Raw genomic sequence first — 15,329 nt, 5'->3', positions numbered from 1 at the left:
AATGAACTAAATAGTGACCTGGCTCACCCCCGTAGAACACCATCCTTGCAGACCCATTCTTGTCACCAGTCAGAAGGAAGTTCGATCATGACAACCACACACGATCGTCAGGCCGACGGGGACGCTGCCGTTCCGAAACGACGCGATCGAACGCACTGGCTGTACATCGCGGTGATCGTGGCTGTGATCGCCGGTGTCCTGGTCGGCATCCTGGCTCCCGGGGTCGGCAAAGACCTCGGAGTCCTCGGCACGATGTTCGTCAGCCTGATCAAGATGATGATCAGCCCGGTCATCTTCTGCACCATCGTCCTCGGCATCGGGTCGGTGCGCGCAGCCGCCACCGTCGGAAAGGTCGGCGGCCTGGCCTTCGCCTACTTCCTGGGTATGTCGACGGTCGCACTGGCAATCGGACTCGTGGTCGGCAACCTGCTCAAGCCCGGTGATGGCCTGACCCTCGACCCCTCAGCGATGGGAAAGGGCACCGAACTCGCCGACAAGGCCCACGAATCGGGCGGCACGCTGGACTTCATCCAGTCGATCATCCCGACGTCGATGCTCTCGGCGCTGACCGAAGGCAGTGTGCTGCAGACCCTGTTCATCGCATTGCTGGTCGGCTTCGCCATCCAGAGTCTGGGCAAGTCGGGCGAATCCGCACTGCGAGCCATCGAGACGCTGCAGAAGATCGTGTTCAAGGTGCTCGCCATGGTGCTGTGGCTCGCCCCGATCGGCGCTTTCGGCGCGATCGCGAACGTCGTCGGCCAAACCGGTTGGAGTGCGGTCACCGAACTGCTGACGTTGATGCTCGGCTTCTATGTCACCTGCGTCATCTTCGTCTTCGGGATCCTCGGCCTGCTGCTCCGCTTTGTCGCCGGCGTCTCGATCTTCAAGTTGGTGCGCTACCTCGCCCGTGAATATCTCCTGATCTTCGCCACCTCCTCGTCGGAGTCGGCGTTGCCGCGGCTGATCGCCAAGATGGAGCACCTCGGTGTCGAGCGCACCACTGTCGGAGTTGTTGTCCCGACCGGCTATTCGTTCAACCTCGACGGCACGGCGATCTACCTGACCATGGCCTCGCTGTTCGTGGCCGATGCCATGGGCCAGCCGCTCTCGCTCGGGGAGCAGATCTCGCTGCTGGTCTTCATGATCGTTGCCTCCAAGGGGGCGGCCGGCGTCAGCGGCGCGGGCCTGGCCACGCTCGCCGGCGGTCTGCAGAGCCACCGTCCCGAACTCCTCGACGGCGTCGGGATCATCGTCGGAATCGACCGGTTCATGTCCGAAGCGCGTGCGGTGACCAACTTCTCCGGCAACGCGGTGGCAACCATGCTGGTCGGTTCCTGGACCAAGACGATCGACAAGGATCAGGTCGACAGCGTGCTGCGCGGTGACGATCCGTTCGACGAGCTGACGATGGTCGACGACGGCCACGACAGCTGGGACAAAGACGACGACTCCGGCACGAAGGTGGACACCACGAAGAAGCCGGTGACTGCCTGAGTCTCACTTCTGGCAATGCTGTGCCGCGGACCGCTGGTCCGCGGCACAGCTGTTTTCATGCGGTGACCGTCGACAATTTGCTGAAATGGGCGAATCGAACAACCCCACGGGGTCACACCCGTCGGGAGGGCGTTCGCGACGTGAGGGGACCAGGTGGCCACAGAGGTCGACGATGGCGCGCACAGCCCTGCGATCTCACAGCAGGACCGGTGGATCCATCTGACCGAGTGGCCGCTGGCCATCGCCGGGATCGTGTTCGTGCTCTGCTACGCCGTCGAAGTACTCGCCCAACCGGGTGGAACGGCGGAGGACCTCCTCGAGGCGGTCATCTTCATCACCTGGGCCGGCTTCGTCATCGACTATCTCGTACGGCTCGGTCTCGCGGGTGAGCGACTCCGCTGGTTCGTCCGGCACCTACCCGAACTGCTGATCGTCGCGTTACCCGTCTTGCGCCCGCTACGTCTGCTGCGTCTGCTCGCGGTACTTGCCGTACTCCATCGCGTTGCCGGTCAGGCAATCCGCGGGCGGGTGCTGGCGTACACGGTCGTTGCCTGCCTGATGCTGATCTTCGTCGCGTCGCTGGCAATCCTCGACACCGAGCGGGGTAGCGACGACGCCACCATCCGCAACTTCGAAGACGCGTTGTGGTGGTCCATCACCACGGTCACCACCATCGGCTACGGCGACTACGCGCCGACCACCCTCACCGGGAGGATGATCGCGGTCGGTCTGATGATCGGTGGCATCAGCCTGATCGGCGTCGTCACGGCCAGCATCGCCACCTGGATCGTCGAACGCGTCAACGAGACCGACGAAGCCAATCTCGCGGCCACCAAGCGTCAGATCGACGCGCTGCACGACGAGGTCCGCGACCTGCGGGCCGACATCGCTCGGCTGACACCACAGCCGCACCCGGGATCGGCGACCGATGGCGCGGTCGTCGGCTCGGGCGACGCCGAACATCGGCCGTGACCCGCGCCGAGAAGCAGCTGGTCGTAGCGCCTATCGGTGGATCGGCGACCGTAGAAGCAATGAAAAGCGGTAGGCCAGTCGCTAGGCTACGAAGAGTCGGCCTGTAGCCCCCGGGTCGACAGACCGATCGAACAGCAAGCCCTGGAGGCGCGCATGGCAGACGAACGGTTCAACACGACAACGGATTCCGGTGCTCCGGTCACCAGCGATGAGCACTCGCTGACAGTGGGCGCCGGTGGTCCCATCGTTTTGCACGATCACTACTTGATCGAGCAGATGGCCCAGTTCAACCGCGAGCGAGTGCCCGAAAGGCAGCCCCACGCGAAGGGCAGTGGCGCGTTCGGATCGTTCGAGGTCACCGCTGATGTGTCCGAATACACCTGCGCAGCGGTCTTCCAGCCGGGCACCGTCACCGAGATGGCCGCGAGATTCTCCACCGTGGCGGGCGAGCGTGGAAGCCCCGACACCTGGCGGGACCCCCGCGGTTTCGCGCTCAAGTTCTACACCAGCGAGGGTGTCTACGACATGGTCGGCAACAACACGCCGGTCTTCTTCATCAAGGACCCGCTGAAGTTCCAGCACTTCATCCGGTCACAAAAACGGCGCGCGGACAACAATTTACGCGACCACGACATGCAATGGGACTTCTGGACGCTGTCCCCGGAGTCGGCGCACCAGGTCACCTGGCTCATGGGTGACCGCGGGATTCCGCGGACCTGGCGGCACATGAACGGTTACAGCTCCCACACCTATCTCTGGGTGAACAGCTCCGGTGCAAAGCACTGGGTGAAGTACCACTTCAAGACCGATCAGGGCATCGAGACGTTCACCCAGGACGAGGCCGACCAGATGGCCTCCGCCGACACCGACTACCACACCCGTGATCTGTACGAGGCCATCGACGGTGGCGATTTCCCGACGTGGACCATGAAGGTGCAGCTGATGCCGTTCGACGACGCAACGTCGTATCGGTTCAATCCGTTTGATCTGACCAAGGTCTGGCCGCACGACGACTATCCGCTGATCGAGGTCGGCCGGATGAAGCTCGACCGGAACCCCACCGACCATCACACCGAGATCGAGCAGGCCGCATTCGAGCCCAACAACCTCGTCCCCGGGATCGGGTTGAGTCCGGACCGCATGTTGCTGGCGCGCTCGTTTGCCTACGCGGATGCACACCGATACCGAATCGGCGTGAACTACAAGCAGATTCCGGTCAACGCCTCGAAGTATCCGGTGCACAGCTACTCCAAGGACGGCGCGATGCGGGTCACCAACGTGTCCGATCCCGTGTACGCGCCCAACTCCAAAGGCGGTCCTGCCGCGCGTAACGACTTCCAGGGTGAGCCGGGCTGGGCGGCCGATGGTGACATCGTGCGCACCGCATACGTCGACCACCCACAGGACGACGACTTCGGTCAGGCCGGCACGCTCATCCGAGAGGTGATGGATCAGGATGCCCGAGATCGGCTGGTGGACAACGTTGTCGGCCATCTGCTGAACGGAGTAGAGGAGCCGGTGCTCGGCCGGGCCTTCGAGTACTGGGAGCGCATCGACCCGGGTGTCGGCAAGGCGATCCGGGATGGTGTGGAGTCCAAGGCCGGGGAGTCCGATCCCAAGGCCGCAGACCAGGGCAATCCGGCTCGCGCCGGCATGCAGCAGAAGGCGTAGGGCATGGCAGAGATCGACCACGGGAAACTCGCGGTCCTGTTCGACATCGACGGTACCCTCGTGGACTCGGTGTATGCCCACGTCGCGGCCTGGCATGAGGCGCTGGCCGAGGTCGATCTCACCGTTCCCCACTGGGAGATCCACCGCCGCATCGGGATGGATGGGTCGCTCCTGGTTGACGAACTCCTGGACATCGCGGGGGTGGGCGCGGACGCACCGGGGAGGTCGGATCTGGCTGATGCGGCGTCGAGCAAACACACCGAGGCCTATCTCCGTCGGTCCGATTCGTTGACCATCTTGCCCGGTGGGCGCGACGTCGTCAGACGGGCCAAAGAGCTCGGATACGTTGTGGTCCTTGCGACCTCGGCGCCGCAACAGGAACTGGAGATCCTGCGTGATCTGCTCGAGGTCGAGGACCACATCGATGCGGTGACCTCCGGGGAAGACGTAGAGACCGCCAAACCCGACGCGACCGTCGTGAAGATCGCGGTGGAGCGCGCCGGGGTGAGTGCCTCGAACGCGGTCATGGTGGGCGATGCCACCTGGGATGCCATCGCGGCAACAAAGGTGGGTGTTCGTTCGGTGGCCGTGCTGACCGGCGGCATCGGCGGTGATGCCCTCCGGGGTGCCGGCGCCAAGCGGGTGTTCCAGGACGCGCGCCATCTCGCGGACGACCTCGCCAAGACCGTCGATGGGTTGTGCGCCTCGCCCGGAAGCCGGCGTTAGGCGTTGCGATAACGCTCGGCAACCCGAAGGTGGTACTCGGCGAGCGACACACATTCGTCGCGCAGTTCGGTGGGCGACAGAACTGTGAAATCGGCGTCGAACGCGTGCAGCCACCGTGCGATCGACGCGACAGACTGACCGTAGAGCTGTACCTCGCAGCTGTCGGTGTCGCCGGATTCCACCACGCCCCACTCGGCGTCGACCATGTCGGCGACCTTTTCGACGGGACTGTGGATCTGCACCCGCGCGTTGGCCTGGCGGTACACGGACCCCAGGCTGCGCGCGATGAATGCCGCGGCGCCGCCTTCGGGCAGCAGCCGAGGTGAAAAGCGCGGGCCCGTCGGGATTTTCGGGGTGAGCCGGTCTAGGCGAAACGAACGCCAGTCATCGCGGCCGAGGTCCCACGCGAGCAGGTACCACCGCGCGCCGCTGCGAACCAGGCGGTAGGGCTCCACTTCACGCCTGCTCTCTGCTCCGTCACGGGCTTTGTAGTCGAACCGGAGTCGCTCGTGTCGGTGACAGACCGCCGCGACATCGGCGAGAACGCCGGCATCCACCGCCACCCGGGTTCGGGTGGGGGTGGCGTCGACCTGCAGCGAATCGAGCCGGTGCCGAAGCCGGGACGGCATTACCTGGCGCAACTTGGACATCGCGCGCACCGACGCCTCATCGAGGCCGCTGACCGAGTTGGCTGCGCCGGCGCCCAGACTCAGTGCCACCGCCAGCACCTCGTGATCGTCCAGAAGCAAGGGTGGCATCTCGGCTCCGGCGCCGAGTTGGTACCCGCCGCCGACGCCCACGCTGGCGTCCACCGGATACCCCAGTTCGCGTAGCCGGTCGATGTCGCGGCGCACGGTGCGGGTGGTGATGCCGAGCCGTGCCGCCAGGTCTGCTCCCGACCAGTCCTTACGGGTCTGAAGCAGGCTCAGGAGCCGGAGTAGTCGCGCTGAGGTATCCAACATGTTTTCGACAATGCCAGATATTGCGGACCGTTACTGTCCGCAATGGGTCATAGGTTCTCCTCATCGCAGTTCGCGACTCATTCCGGGAGGACAACAGAGATGACTCAGACACACGACATGCAGGCCATCGAGATGGTGGGCCTGACCAAGACCTTCAAGCAGGGCAAGAGCATCGTCGAAGCAGTCAAGGGCATCGATCTAGCGGTGAAGGAGGGGGAACTCGTCGCATTCCTCGGGCCCAACGGGGCGGGTAAGTCCACCACGCTGCGGATGATCACCACGCTGTTGCGGCCCACGTCCGGCGCGGCGTGGCTGGCCGGCCACAACATCGCAGACGAGCCCGATGCGGTCCGGCGCAAGATCGGCTACGTGGGCCAGGGCAACGGTGGCGGCAACAACCACCGCGTGCGTGAAGAACTCATCACCCAGGGTCTGTGCTACGGATTCGGCAAAGCCGAGAGTTCGCTTCGCGCAGACGAATTGATCGCGGCTCTCGACCTCACGGGTATGGAGAGCCGAAAGGTGAGCACTCTCTCGGGAGGTCAGCGTCGCCGACTCGATATCGCGCTCGGCATCGTGCACCGCCCTCCGGTGATCTTCCTCGATGAACCGACCACGGGCATGGATCCGCAGAGCCGGGCCAACCTGTGGACACATATCCAGCGGTTGCGCGCGGAGACCGGCGCCACGATCGTGCTGACCACGCACTACCTCGACGAGGCCGACGCGATGGCCGAGCGAGTGGTCGTCATCGACAAGGGCACGGTCATCGCCGACGACTCTGCTGCGGCGCTCAAAGACACTCTTGCCGGCGACAGCATCAGCCTCACCGCCGACTCCTCCGACGGGGCCGTAGAACTGGCCCGGATCGCTACCTCGATCGATGCAGTACGCAGTGCCGAGGTGACAGGCGAGTCGGTTGAGCTGCAGGTTGTCGGTGCCGACAAGGTGCTGCCCCAGGTGATCACTGCAGCTGCGGCCAGGGCAGTTGCGGTACGCAGTGCATCATCGACGCGCCCGACCCTCGACGACGTCTTCCTCTCACTCACCGGCCGAAGCCTGCGCGAAACCGCAGCCGTCTGAACACCTTTTCTCAAACCCTTTGCCAAGTATTCAGGAGAAACCGATGACAACATCAATCATCCGCGACAGTTCCATCGTTCTGACCCGTGAATTGCGGCCGACGGTCCGGGATCCGTTCACCGTGATCTTCAGCCTCGTGCAGCCGCTGATCCTGCTTGCCCTGTTCGGCCCGCTTCTGAAAGATGTTCCGGGTGCCGGTGATTCGGGCAATGTGTGGAACTGGTTCATTCCGGGTGTGCTGGCGATGATCGCGATCTTCGGCACGTCGATGACCGGCTCCAACCTGATGGACGAGATCCACTCGGGCAGTCATGAGCGGATGCTCGTCACGCCGTTGAGCCGCAGCTCGTTGCTGATCGGACGCGCGTTGAAGGAAATGGTGCCGCTCGCAGCGCAGGCCGTGATCATCTTGCTGGTCGGTCTGCCGTTGGGCTTCGACATCAACCTCGGGGGAGCGGCCATCGGCATCCTCATCCTCGGTGTGTTCGGCGTAGGACTAGGGGCACTGTCCTACACGTTGGCTCTTGCTGTGCGAGAACAGGACTGGGTGTTCTGGACGGTACAGCAGACGCTGATGTTCCCGATGCTGATCCTGTCGGGCACCATGCTCCCGCTCGATGACGCGCCGGGATGGATGAAGGTGTTGGTGAACATCAACCCGTTGCACTACGTGGTGGAAGCAGAGCGCGCGCTGTTCGTCGGCGACTTCGACACCAAGACAGTGCTATCCGGTGTGATCGCGGCTCTCATCGTGGCCGTCGGTGGAATTGCCGCAGGTGTGCGGGCGATCAGTGCGGCGTCGCGCAGTTGATCCCATCACCAGATGTGGCCTTGTCACGCACTCCTCGGCGGAGTGCGTGACAAGGCCAGACTGCGGTTCGCATCCTCTAGGGCAGGATGGCTGCGGTCTTGGCAGCCCGAATCCAATCAGGGAATTCCGAGAGCAGACGCTGGTACAGATCGTCGTCGGACACCTGATCGATGTCGTCGAGAGCAAAGAAGCCGGCGTTGTCCACGACGCGGCCGTCCATGTCGTCGAGTCGTTCGAGGACTCCGTAGTTGGCCCTGCCGATCCCGACGAACTGCCAGAACACCGGAGCGCTCGACGCAGCACGCATCAGCTCGCTGATCGGTCCCTTTTTCCGGAAACCGCCGTCGGTGAAGAACAGGACAAGTACCGGCCGTCCGGGGACAACCGTGTTCAGGATCTCGTTCATGATCGGCAGTTCATCGTTCGACGCTCCGATCGCGTCGTAGTCGATGCCCCCGTGAACACCCGACAGGTGGAGGAACTCCTCGGTCCACGACTCGACGTTCGTCACGCTGATGTCGGGGACACGCGCAAAACCACGGGCGTACATGTACGGCTCCAACTGGCCGTCGTCGTCGATCTGGGTGGCCACCGCCAGCATCCGTTCGACCACGCGGTGCACCACCCGGCCGGAGTATTGCCTGGACATACTCCCGGTCTTGTCGATGACAAGAATCACCCGGGCTCGGACGCCGGTCGCGTTCTTGCTGAGCAGCACCTTGTGCACCTCACGCTTGCGCATGTCGAGGCGCTGGCGCTTGTCGAGGGATAGTTTCTCCTCGCCCGCAACAGATCTCACCGCCGGGACCTCGGGGGCGGGCGATGTGGCCGCGGGTTCGTCATCGACCTCCACACCGTGTTCCCGAACCAGATCCGCGAAGCCGCGATCCCATCCGGCGCTGACATTGCGGATCTTCCACTCACCGCCCCGCCGATAGATCTCGACCAACACCGCGGCACGTTCGGTACTAAACCCGGCTGCGGGTAGCTCGATCTGGAACCCGGTGCCGCTCGCAGAGGCCGCCAGAGCGGGTAGCGCCGACAGGGGAGACGAGTACCCCTCGTCGCAGGCAATCCCAACGGCAACGGTGTGGACGTCGGCTGGCACCCTCGCGAGGTCGACCGTCAGGGTGGTGCCACCCGACAGCACAACCGCGCCATCGGCCGACTGCGGCTGGTTGAAGAAGATGAAATCCGAATCGGTTCGCGTCTTGTGGTTGTCGCCGAGAAGAAACGCCATCACGTCAACCGCGCCGGGCGCCACTCCGGTGATCGCGACAGTGAGTACGCCGGAAGAGATGGGTGTGTTTGCGCCTCGCGACAGGGTGACCATGGCGCTCAGTATCGACGATGGTGCGCCGAACACGCATCTGATGTCGGCCCATCAGCCGATCCGATCCGAGGTCATGCAGCAGGCAGGCCCGCCAGGGGCTGCACGGTCTTGGCGATGCCGTAGCCGGCACTCCACGGGTAGAGCCCTGCCGAATCCGGCCAGACCAGTTGCCACGCCGACACACTGCCGTAGACGCGGTTCGCGACGCGCAGGTCCGATGTGGTGAGTGCTTCGATGGCCACCAGGTCAAGGTCGTTGTCGAAGAAACCCGAGAGGCGTTCACCGGCGGTGAGGCTGCCTCCGGCTCTTGCGATTCGGTGCCCGACAGTGTTGAGGATGGATCCGGCGGTGCCCGGTTCGAGTCCGTAGATGATCAGTTCGGGGTGTGCCAGCGAGGTCAGCCCGGTGGTGTAGGCGAGCGACGGGAATCCGACCTGGACGGCCGCCCGTACCGCGGTGACCGTCCAATAGCGTTTGGCAATCGCGCGGTGGGCGAAATCGACCGGATCGGATTGCTGACGCATGGCGTCCTCCTTGGCTGTCTGGCTGGTGCAGATCGTTGTGCCGGGAGATTAACGTCGGCCTCTGACAAGTCGGCCTTCTGACAAAGGGTTGCGTTCGAGTGCGCTCAAAGACCTAGCGTCTCCTCCATGCAAAAGAACTGGATCATCACCGGCGCATCCTCGGGCATCGGACGGGCTCTCACCGAGGCGGCGTTGGCAGCAGGGGACTGCGTGGTGGCCGCGATGCGACGACCCGAGCGGATCGCCGATCTGCTCACGGCGTACCCCGACGCTCTGCTGGCGGTTCACCACGACGTGCGCGACACCGCGTCTGCGGCCCACCTCGTCGCCGGAGCCGTGGAGCGCTTCGGTGCCATCGACGTATTGGTCAACAACGGTGGAGTCGGGCAGATCGGGGCAGCCGAGGAGATCGACGACCGGCAATTGCGAGACATGCTCGACCAGCACCTGTTCGGTCCTGCGGCCCTGGTACGGGCGGTACTGCCCGGTATGCGAGAGCAGGGCAAAGGAACAATCGTGCAGATCAGCAGCCAAGGCGGACGCGTGTCATTCCCGGGTGCCGGGTCCTACTCCGCGGGCAAGTTCGCGCTCGAAGGGTGGTCTGAAGCGTTGGCCGGCGAGGTGGAACCATTCGGGATCAGAGTTCTCATCGTCGAGCCGAGCCGCTTCCGAACCGGTTTCAACGCACCCGACGTACTCAAACTCGCAACGCCATCGAAGACCTATGGCCCTCTGCTGGCTGCGGTGCGCGCCGACATGCTGGCCGTGGACGGAAAGCAGGAGGGCGATCCCGCTCGGGCGGCGGACATCATCCGGTCGTTGGTGGACGCCGAGAGCGCGCCGTTGCGGGTCCCACTCGGACGTGAAGCGGTACGTCGGCTCGCCACCGCTCACCGACGTGGACTCGAGGAGCTCGACAAGATCGCCGCACTGTCCGAGAGCGCTGACTTTCCGGGCGTCCCGGAATCGGTTCGACCGGTCTAGCGTTGGATCATGGCGACCCGAGATCTGATGAGTCGAGCGCTCGAGGCGCTGCAGGGCGGCGACGAGTCGATGACCGTCGAGGTGGTCCACGGTCTGGTCGACACCGGCGACGTGGACGGCCCGCTGGGCATCGCCGACGTGGCCGAACTGCTCGGCGTGTCTGCGCACACACTTCGCTACTACGAGCGGGCCGGCCTGGTCACGGTGCCACGAGATCTCGCCGGCCACCGTGCCTACGATGGCGCCGCCGTTCGGCGGCTGGTCTTCGTTTCCCGAATGCGCTTGTCGGGCATGCCGATGCGGGATCTGCAGCACTATGTGGAATTGGCCGACCAAGGGGAGCGGACGGTTGCCGAGCGCCTCGAGATCATGGTGGAGCAACGCAACACGATCACCCGGCGCATCCGCGAACTGGAGCTGTCGCTGGCGGCCACCGAGTACAAGATCGCGACCTACGGCGGCAACATCGGGCCGTGATCACACCCTTGTGCTGCCGGCGGGGTCACCCGGCCTGATCGTGCAGAACGCGACCACCCGTGGCGAAGGAACGCACCTTCGGGTCGAGCCAGATGTGCGCCGGAACGCCGCCGCCGAGGAGTGTCCGGGCAACTGCTGGTGACTCGCCGAGCGGGGTGTCAGCGGCGGCGATCACGATGTTGCCGTAACGACGGCCCTTGAGCATCGCAGGGTCGGCGATGATCGCGAGGTGCTCGAACAAGGTCCCCAAGGTGGCGGCCTCTGATCGGGCGAGTGAAAGGTCGCGGGTGTCACCACAATTGACCATGTAGACACCGCCAGGGGCCAGCACCCGACGAACCTGGGCGGTGAACTCGGCGGTGGTCAGTGCCGGTGGGGTGACGGCGGCGGAGAACACGTCACGAATGATCAGATCCCGGCTGTTGTCGGTGAGTGATTCGGTGACCTCGCGGGCGTCACCCACCCGCAGTCGGAGCAGGGGAGCACGAGGCAGATCGAACCATTCCCGCACCAATCGAGCCAGTGTGTCGTCGATGTCGACCGCGACCTGGCGGGCCTGCGGATAGTTCGCAGCCAGATGGCGAGCCATCGAGCACGCGCCGGCGCCGAGGTGAAGTACGCGCAGTCGGCTCGAGGCCGGCCAGCGGTCAGCGATGAGCGCGGCCATCCATTGCATGTACTCGAAGTCGAGCTGGGTGGGGTCGGAGAGGTTGATGTGAGAACTCTGCACGCCGTTGACGTTCAGTATCCAACCGTCGGTGAGGTGGTCACGAACCAGCTCGCAGCTGCCGGTGTCGATCGGGTACACGCCGGGCTGAGGCCCACCGGAATCGTTGCGGGCCCTGGGTTGTCGCGATGCGCGGCCCATCAGAGGTCAGTACACATCTCGCAGATACCGCTTTTCCCGCTTGAGGGTGTTGACGTAGTCCTCCGCGGTCTCGGCATCGAACCCACCGTGCTCGGCGACCACGTCATGAAGAGCGGAATCCACATCTTTCGCCATCTGCGAGGCGTCGCCGCACACGTAGAAGTGGGCACCGTCCTCCAGCCAGGTGAACAGGTCGGCGCCGTTCTCCCGCATCCGGTCCTGCACGTAGACCTTCTCCTCCTGATCCCGCGAGAACGCCAGATCAAGCCGGTCGAGGACGCCGTCGCGGCGGAATTGCACGATCTCGTCTTCGTACATGAAGTCCGTTGCCCGGAACTGGTCCCCGAAGAAGAGCCAGTTGCGTCCCCGAGCGCCCCTGGCCTTGCGTTCGTAGAGGAAGGAGCGGAACGGGGCGACGCCTGTACCCGGGCCCACCATGATCACCGGTACCGAGTCGTCGTCGGGCAGGCGGAACGAGCGGTTCTTCGACAAGAAGACACCGGCCGTATCGCCCGCCTTGAGCCGGTCGGCGAGGTAGGTCGAACACTGCCCTCGGCGGTCGCGCTGCGCCGAGCGATACCGAACCGCGGACACGGTCAGATGAACCATCCCCTTGTGTGTCAGTGGGCTCGACGAGATCGAGTACACCCGATGGGTCAGCGGTCTGAGGAGTTCGAGCAGCTCGGTCGCGGATATTTCCAGCGCGGGTTCCAGGTCGAGCAGGTCGAGGACGTCCTTGCCCCACAACCATCCCTCGAGGGCCTCACGTTCCTCGGTGGACAGAACGTGATCGAGTTCGGCATCGCGCGACCGTTCGGCCATGAAGTCGATCAGGTCGCGGGTGGGCAGCGAGATCTCGTACTCGTGTGTCAACGCGTCCACCAGGGTGAACTCGCCGGCGCGAGTGGTGATCACTTGGTGCGGATCTGCCCCGATCCTGGTGATCAACGCCGACACCAGGTGCGGGTCGTTCACCGGCCGGATGCCGAGGCCGTCGCCCGCTTCGTAGTCGATGTCGCTGTCGCCGAGATCGAAGACCACATGACGGACGTCTTTGGCCGAGTCCGACCCGCGCAGTGGTCGATTGGCGACAAGCGTGGCGGCATAGGGGTTCTTGCGGGTCCACGGCGACCTTTTCGGCTTGGCCGGGCGGTCTGCGATCTCCTCGGCGCCGGGGATCTCCGGGGCCGACACCCCGCTGTCGAGCTCGGCGAGTGCCGCTCGGGCGGCGGCCAGAACCGCGTCGCGGTCGGCCGCGACGACGCCATCCGTTGTCGAGCCGGCGTCGAAACCGGCCAGGAAACCCGACAACCACAATCGCTGGTCGCCGGTATGGTCAAGGTCGTCTGGCAGGTTGGTCGTTCTCATTAGCTCACCATTGTTCGTGATGTCGGAACCAGTGCCCCGGGTGGGCCGGGCACCGCTGCGTCGTTGAAGCGGCACCAAGCAGGATGAGGGTACCCTCACTTGCTCTCGTCGCTGGGCGCGCCTCACCAAGTCCTAGGATGAGCACACCATGGTGACTGCTGGCTGGGACCGCGCCCTCGGGCTGACCGCGGGATATCTCCTCGACCGCATCTTCGGCGACCCGACCCGCTATCACCCCGTGGCCGGCATGGGTATCGCCGCGGGAAGGCTCGAGAGCGTCCTGTATCGCGACTCACGTTGGGCCGGAACCATGTTCACCGTCACGTGCGTGGGAGTGGTCACCGGTGCGGGCATGATGGGCCGCCGCACCGGGGTGCTGCCGACGGCGCTGATCACCTGGGCGACCTTGGGCGGTACCTCCCTGACGTCGGTAGGCGAGCGTCTGGCCGACTCGCTGGCGTCCGACGACCTCGAGGGCGCCCGCGCGTTGATACCCAGTCTGTGCGGCCGTGACCCGAACAGTCTCGACGCAGACGGGATGGCCCGCGCCGCGCTCGAATCCGTCGCCGAGAACACCTCGGATGCAACAGTGGGTCCGCTGGTCTGGGGAGCGATCGCCGGGATCCCGGGACTGCTGGCGTACCGGATGATCAACACGCTCGATGCGATGGTCGGATATCGCAACAGCAGATATTCCAACTTTGGCTGGGCGAGCGCTCGACTCGACGACGTGGCGAACTTCCTGCCCGCCCGCCTGACCGCACTCCTGGTGGTGGCGCTCGGCGACGACCGGGCGGGGGCGGCCACCGCTGTGCGTCGGGACGCATCGGCACACCCCAGTCTTAACGCGGGTGTGGTCGAGGCCTCGTTCGCGGGAGCACTCGGCGTGGAGCTCGGCGGTGTCACGGTCTACCGGCACCGGACCGAGATTCGCCCGACGCTGGGCGACGGTCGCGCTCCCACCGGCCGCGACCTGTACCGCGCCGCGGCGTTGTCCCGGCGGGTGCAGATCGGCGCCTTAGCGACCGTAGCGGTCGGACAGCTTGTCGTCCGGCGCGCTCGTCGGTCCTGAGCCGATCGGCCCACGCGCCTCCGAATGGATTACTGCGCCGGTGGACGACGCGGCCAGTGCCTCCCGCGTCCGGCGGCCCCGCTCGCGTGGCTTCTTGGGTATCGGGGCACCAGTCTTCGCAGCTTTCCGCTGCTTGACCTCCGACCACACGAAGTAGCCCAGCCCCAACGGCGCCATCACGCCGAAGGCAAGCCATTGCAACCCATAGGAGAGGTACGGGCCTGAATCGAGCTGGGGGAGATCGATCACGCCGAGTCCGCCGGGCTGGTCGTCGGTCAGCTGGAGATATCCGGCGGCCAGAGGCACGTCGACGGCACGGCCGAGGACCACCGGGTCGATGGAATAGACCTGTGTGGCGCCGGCCTCGGTACGCGGCTCACGCCCCGGACTCGTTCCCTCCGCCGCACGGATGCGGGCGACCAGCGTGACCTGCTCGGACGGCGGCGGGGTGATCGGAGGCAAGGCCGTGCCCTGGACAGGCTTCACGTATCCGCGGTTGACCAGGTAGGTGTCGCCGGAGTCGGCCGCGAACGGGGTGAGCACCTCATAGGCGGGCGACCCTTCGATGGAGCGCAGCCGTACCACCGCCTGCTTGTCCGGCAGGTACCTGCCGGTGACCGAGACACGGCTCCATTCGGCGTCCTCGACCGGACGACCATCTTGATAGAGGTCGCCGATGGGAACGGGCTGAGACGACTCCGCTCGTTTGATGAGGTCGTTCTGATGCTCGGTGCGTGAGTTCTTACCCAGCTGCCACGGGGCCAGCACCCAGAAGCACGCGACGGCGAACGCGATCACCACGACGGCAAGCGCGATCCATCCGGGACGCAGGAAGTTTCGCAGGACACGCACATCACCACGGTACCGAGTCCACCCACCAGGTCCGACACGGTGTCGCGTCCGATTCCCCGATCGGCCATGTCCGACGCGGCCGGACCAGCGACTACGCTCAACGCAGTGGGACGGTGCAAAAACTGCGGTCCG

Annotated in this window: 15 protein-coding genes; 9 read left to right on the top strand and 6 right to left on the bottom strand. The window is 65.0% G+C overall.

The window, feature by feature from the left end:
* Positions 1-87: 87 nt before the first annotated feature.
* The 4 genes from W823_RS31595 to W823_RS31580 all read left to right on the top strand — a co-directional run bounded on the left by W823_RS31595 (position 88) and on the right by W823_RS31580 (position 4,863).
* Positions 88-1,494, top strand: a complete 1,407-nt coding sequence (locus W823_RS31595; protein ID WP_023953862.1) for a cation:dicarboxylate symporter family transporter — start codon at positions 88-90, stop codon at positions 1,492-1,494.
* Between the two features lie 153 nt (positions 1,495-1,647).
* Complete coding sequence (locus tag W823_RS31590; RefSeq protein WP_023953860.1) at positions 1,648-2,466, top strand: potassium channel family protein; 819 nt, start codon at positions 1,648-1,650, stop codon at positions 2,464-2,466.
* Positions 2,467-2,619: 153 nt separating this feature from the next.
* Positions 2,620-4,137: a catalase gene (locus tag W823_RS31585; protein ID WP_023953858.1), complete on the top strand. Its 1,518-nt coding sequence runs from the start codon at positions 2,620-2,622 to the stop codon at positions 4,135-4,137.
* Between the two features lie 3 nt (positions 4,138-4,140).
* The gene (locus W823_RS31580) at positions 4,141-4,863 is read left to right on the top strand and encodes an HAD family hydrolase (protein ID WP_023953857.1); all 723 of its coding nucleotides are present in this window, start codon (positions 4,141-4,143) and stop codon (positions 4,861-4,863) included.
* Here the strand turns inward: W823_RS31580 and W823_RS31575 are convergent.
* The gene (locus tag W823_RS31575) at positions 4,860-5,825 is read right to left on the bottom strand and encodes a YafY family protein (RefSeq protein ID WP_023953855.1); all 966 of its coding nucleotides are present in this window, start codon (positions 5,823-5,825) and stop codon (positions 4,860-4,862) included. The two genes, W823_RS31580 and W823_RS31575, sit on opposite strands and share 4 nt — an antisense overlap.
* Positions 5,826-5,924: 99 nt before the next feature.
* On the opposite strand from W823_RS31575, the gene W823_RS31570 reads away from it, so the two are divergent.
* Both W823_RS31570 and W823_RS31565 read left to right on the top strand, forming a co-directional pair.
* Entirely contained in the window at positions 5,925-6,908 is a 984-nt protein-coding gene (locus W823_RS31570; protein ID WP_023953853.1) for an ABC transporter ATP-binding protein, read from the top strand.
* 43 nt (positions 6,909-6,951) lie between these two features.
* Complete coding sequence (locus W823_RS31565; protein WP_023953851.1) at positions 6,952-7,719, top strand: ABC transporter permease; 768 nt, start codon at positions 6,952-6,954, stop codon at positions 7,717-7,719.
* A 76-nt stretch (positions 7,720-7,795) separates the two neighbouring features.
* Here the strand turns inward: W823_RS31565 and W823_RS31560 are convergent, their stop codons facing one another.
* Complete coding sequence (locus tag W823_RS31560; protein ID WP_031331039.1) at positions 7,796-9,052, bottom strand: VWA domain-containing protein; 1,257 nt, start codon at positions 9,050-9,052, stop codon at positions 7,796-7,798.
* A gap of 71 nt (positions 9,053-9,123) precedes the next feature.
* A complete protein-coding gene (locus W823_RS31555) occupies positions 9,124-9,576 on the bottom strand; it encodes a DUF4262 domain-containing protein (protein WP_023953847.1) in 453 nt (150 codons plus the stop codon).
* A gap of 126 nt (positions 9,577-9,702) precedes the next feature.
* Between W823_RS31555 and W823_RS31550 the strand changes: the two genes are divergently transcribed.
* Together W823_RS31550 and W823_RS31545 are read left to right on the top strand one after the other, a co-directional pair.
* On the top strand, positions 9,703-10,560 hold the full coding sequence (locus W823_RS31550; RefSeq protein ID WP_023953845.1) for an SDR family NAD(P)-dependent oxidoreductase: 858 nt from the start codon (positions 9,703-9,705) through the stop codon (positions 10,558-10,560).
* A gap of 9 nt (positions 10,561-10,569) precedes the next feature.
* Entirely contained in the window at positions 10,570-11,037 is a 468-nt protein-coding gene (locus W823_RS31545) for a MerR family transcriptional regulator (RefSeq protein WP_023953843.1), read from the top strand.
* Between the two features lie 25 nt (positions 11,038-11,062).
* On the opposite strand, the gene W823_RS31540 is transcribed toward W823_RS31545, so the two are convergent.
* Positions 11,063-11,905, bottom strand: a complete 843-nt coding sequence (locus W823_RS31540; RefSeq protein ID WP_023953841.1) for a spermidine synthase — start codon at positions 11,903-11,905, stop codon at positions 11,063-11,065.
* Between the two features lie 6 nt (positions 11,906-11,911).
* Entirely contained in the window at positions 11,912-13,273 is a 1,362-nt protein-coding gene (locus tag W823_RS0127360) for a sulfite reductase subunit alpha (RefSeq protein WP_031331038.1), read from the bottom strand.
* Between the two features lie 148 nt (positions 13,274-13,421).
* On the opposite strand from W823_RS0127360, the gene W823_RS0127355 reads away from it, so the two are divergent.
* Entirely contained in the window at positions 13,422-14,345 is a 924-nt protein-coding gene (locus tag W823_RS0127355) for a cobalamin biosynthesis protein (protein ID WP_031331037.1), read from the top strand.
* On the opposite strand, the gene W823_RS31535 is transcribed toward W823_RS0127355, so the two are convergent.
* On the bottom strand, positions 14,292-15,197 hold the full coding sequence (locus W823_RS31535) for an SURF1 family protein (RefSeq protein ID WP_023953839.1): 906 nt from the start codon (positions 15,195-15,197) through the stop codon (positions 14,292-14,294). The two genes, W823_RS0127355 and W823_RS31535, sit on opposite strands and share 54 nt — an antisense overlap.
* Positions 15,198-15,329: the final 132 nt, after the last annotated feature.

Source organism: Williamsia sp. D3 (assembly GCF_000506245.1).
In the GTDB taxonomy this organism is placed as follows: domain Bacteria; phylum Actinomycetota; class Actinomycetes; order Mycobacteriales; family Mycobacteriaceae; genus Williamsia; species Williamsia muralis.
Note: the sequence above shows the minus strand (reverse complement) of the source record. Positions and strands in the feature narration are given on the sequence as shown.

Excerpts from the sequence above, each read along its gene's own strand:
- W823_RS31585 (WP_023953858.1), top strand. The coding sequence starts at position 2,620 with ATGGCAGACGAACGGTTCAACACGACAACGGATTCCGGTGCTCCGGTC.
- W823_RS31550 (WP_023953845.1), top strand. The coding sequence starts at position 9,703 with ATGCAAAAGAACTGGATCATCACCGGCGCATCCTCGGGCATCGGACGG.
- W823_RS0127355 (WP_031331037.1), top strand. The coding sequence starts at position 13,422 with ATGGTGACTGCTGGCTGGGACCGCGCCCTCGGGCTGACCGCGGGATAT.
- W823_RS0127360 (WP_031331038.1), bottom strand. The coding sequence starts at position 13,273 with ATGAGAACGACCAACCTGCCAGACGACCTTGACCATACCGGCGACCAG.
- W823_RS31560 (WP_031331039.1), bottom strand. The coding sequence starts at position 9,052 with ATGGTCACCCTGTCGCGAGGCGCAAACACACCCATCTCTTCCGGCGTA.
- W823_RS31565 (WP_023953851.1), top strand. The coding sequence starts at position 6,952 with ATGACAACATCAATCATCCGCGACAGTTCCATCGTTCTGACCCGTGAA.
- W823_RS31545 (WP_023953843.1), top strand. The coding sequence starts at position 10,570 with ATGGCGACCCGAGATCTGATGAGTCGAGCGCTCGAGGCGCTGCAGGGC.
- W823_RS31580 (WP_023953857.1), top strand. The coding sequence starts at position 4,141 with ATGGCAGAGATCGACCACGGGAAACTCGCGGTCCTGTTCGACATCGAC.
- W823_RS31540 (WP_023953841.1), bottom strand. The coding sequence starts at position 11,905 with ATGGGCCGCGCATCGCGACAACCCAGGGCCCGCAACGATTCCGGTGGG.
- W823_RS31575 (WP_023953855.1), bottom strand. The coding sequence starts at position 5,825 with ATGTTGGATACCTCAGCGCGACTACTCCGGCTCCTGAGCCTGCTTCAG.
- W823_RS31555 (WP_023953847.1), bottom strand. The coding sequence starts at position 9,576 with ATGCGTCAGCAATCCGATCCGGTCGATTTCGCCCACCGCGCGATTGCC.
- W823_RS31570 (WP_023953853.1), top strand. The coding sequence starts at position 5,925 with ATGACTCAGACACACGACATGCAGGCCATCGAGATGGTGGGCCTGACC.
- W823_RS31595 (WP_023953862.1), top strand. The coding sequence starts at position 88 with ATGACAACCACACACGATCGTCAGGCCGACGGGGACGCTGCCGTTCCG.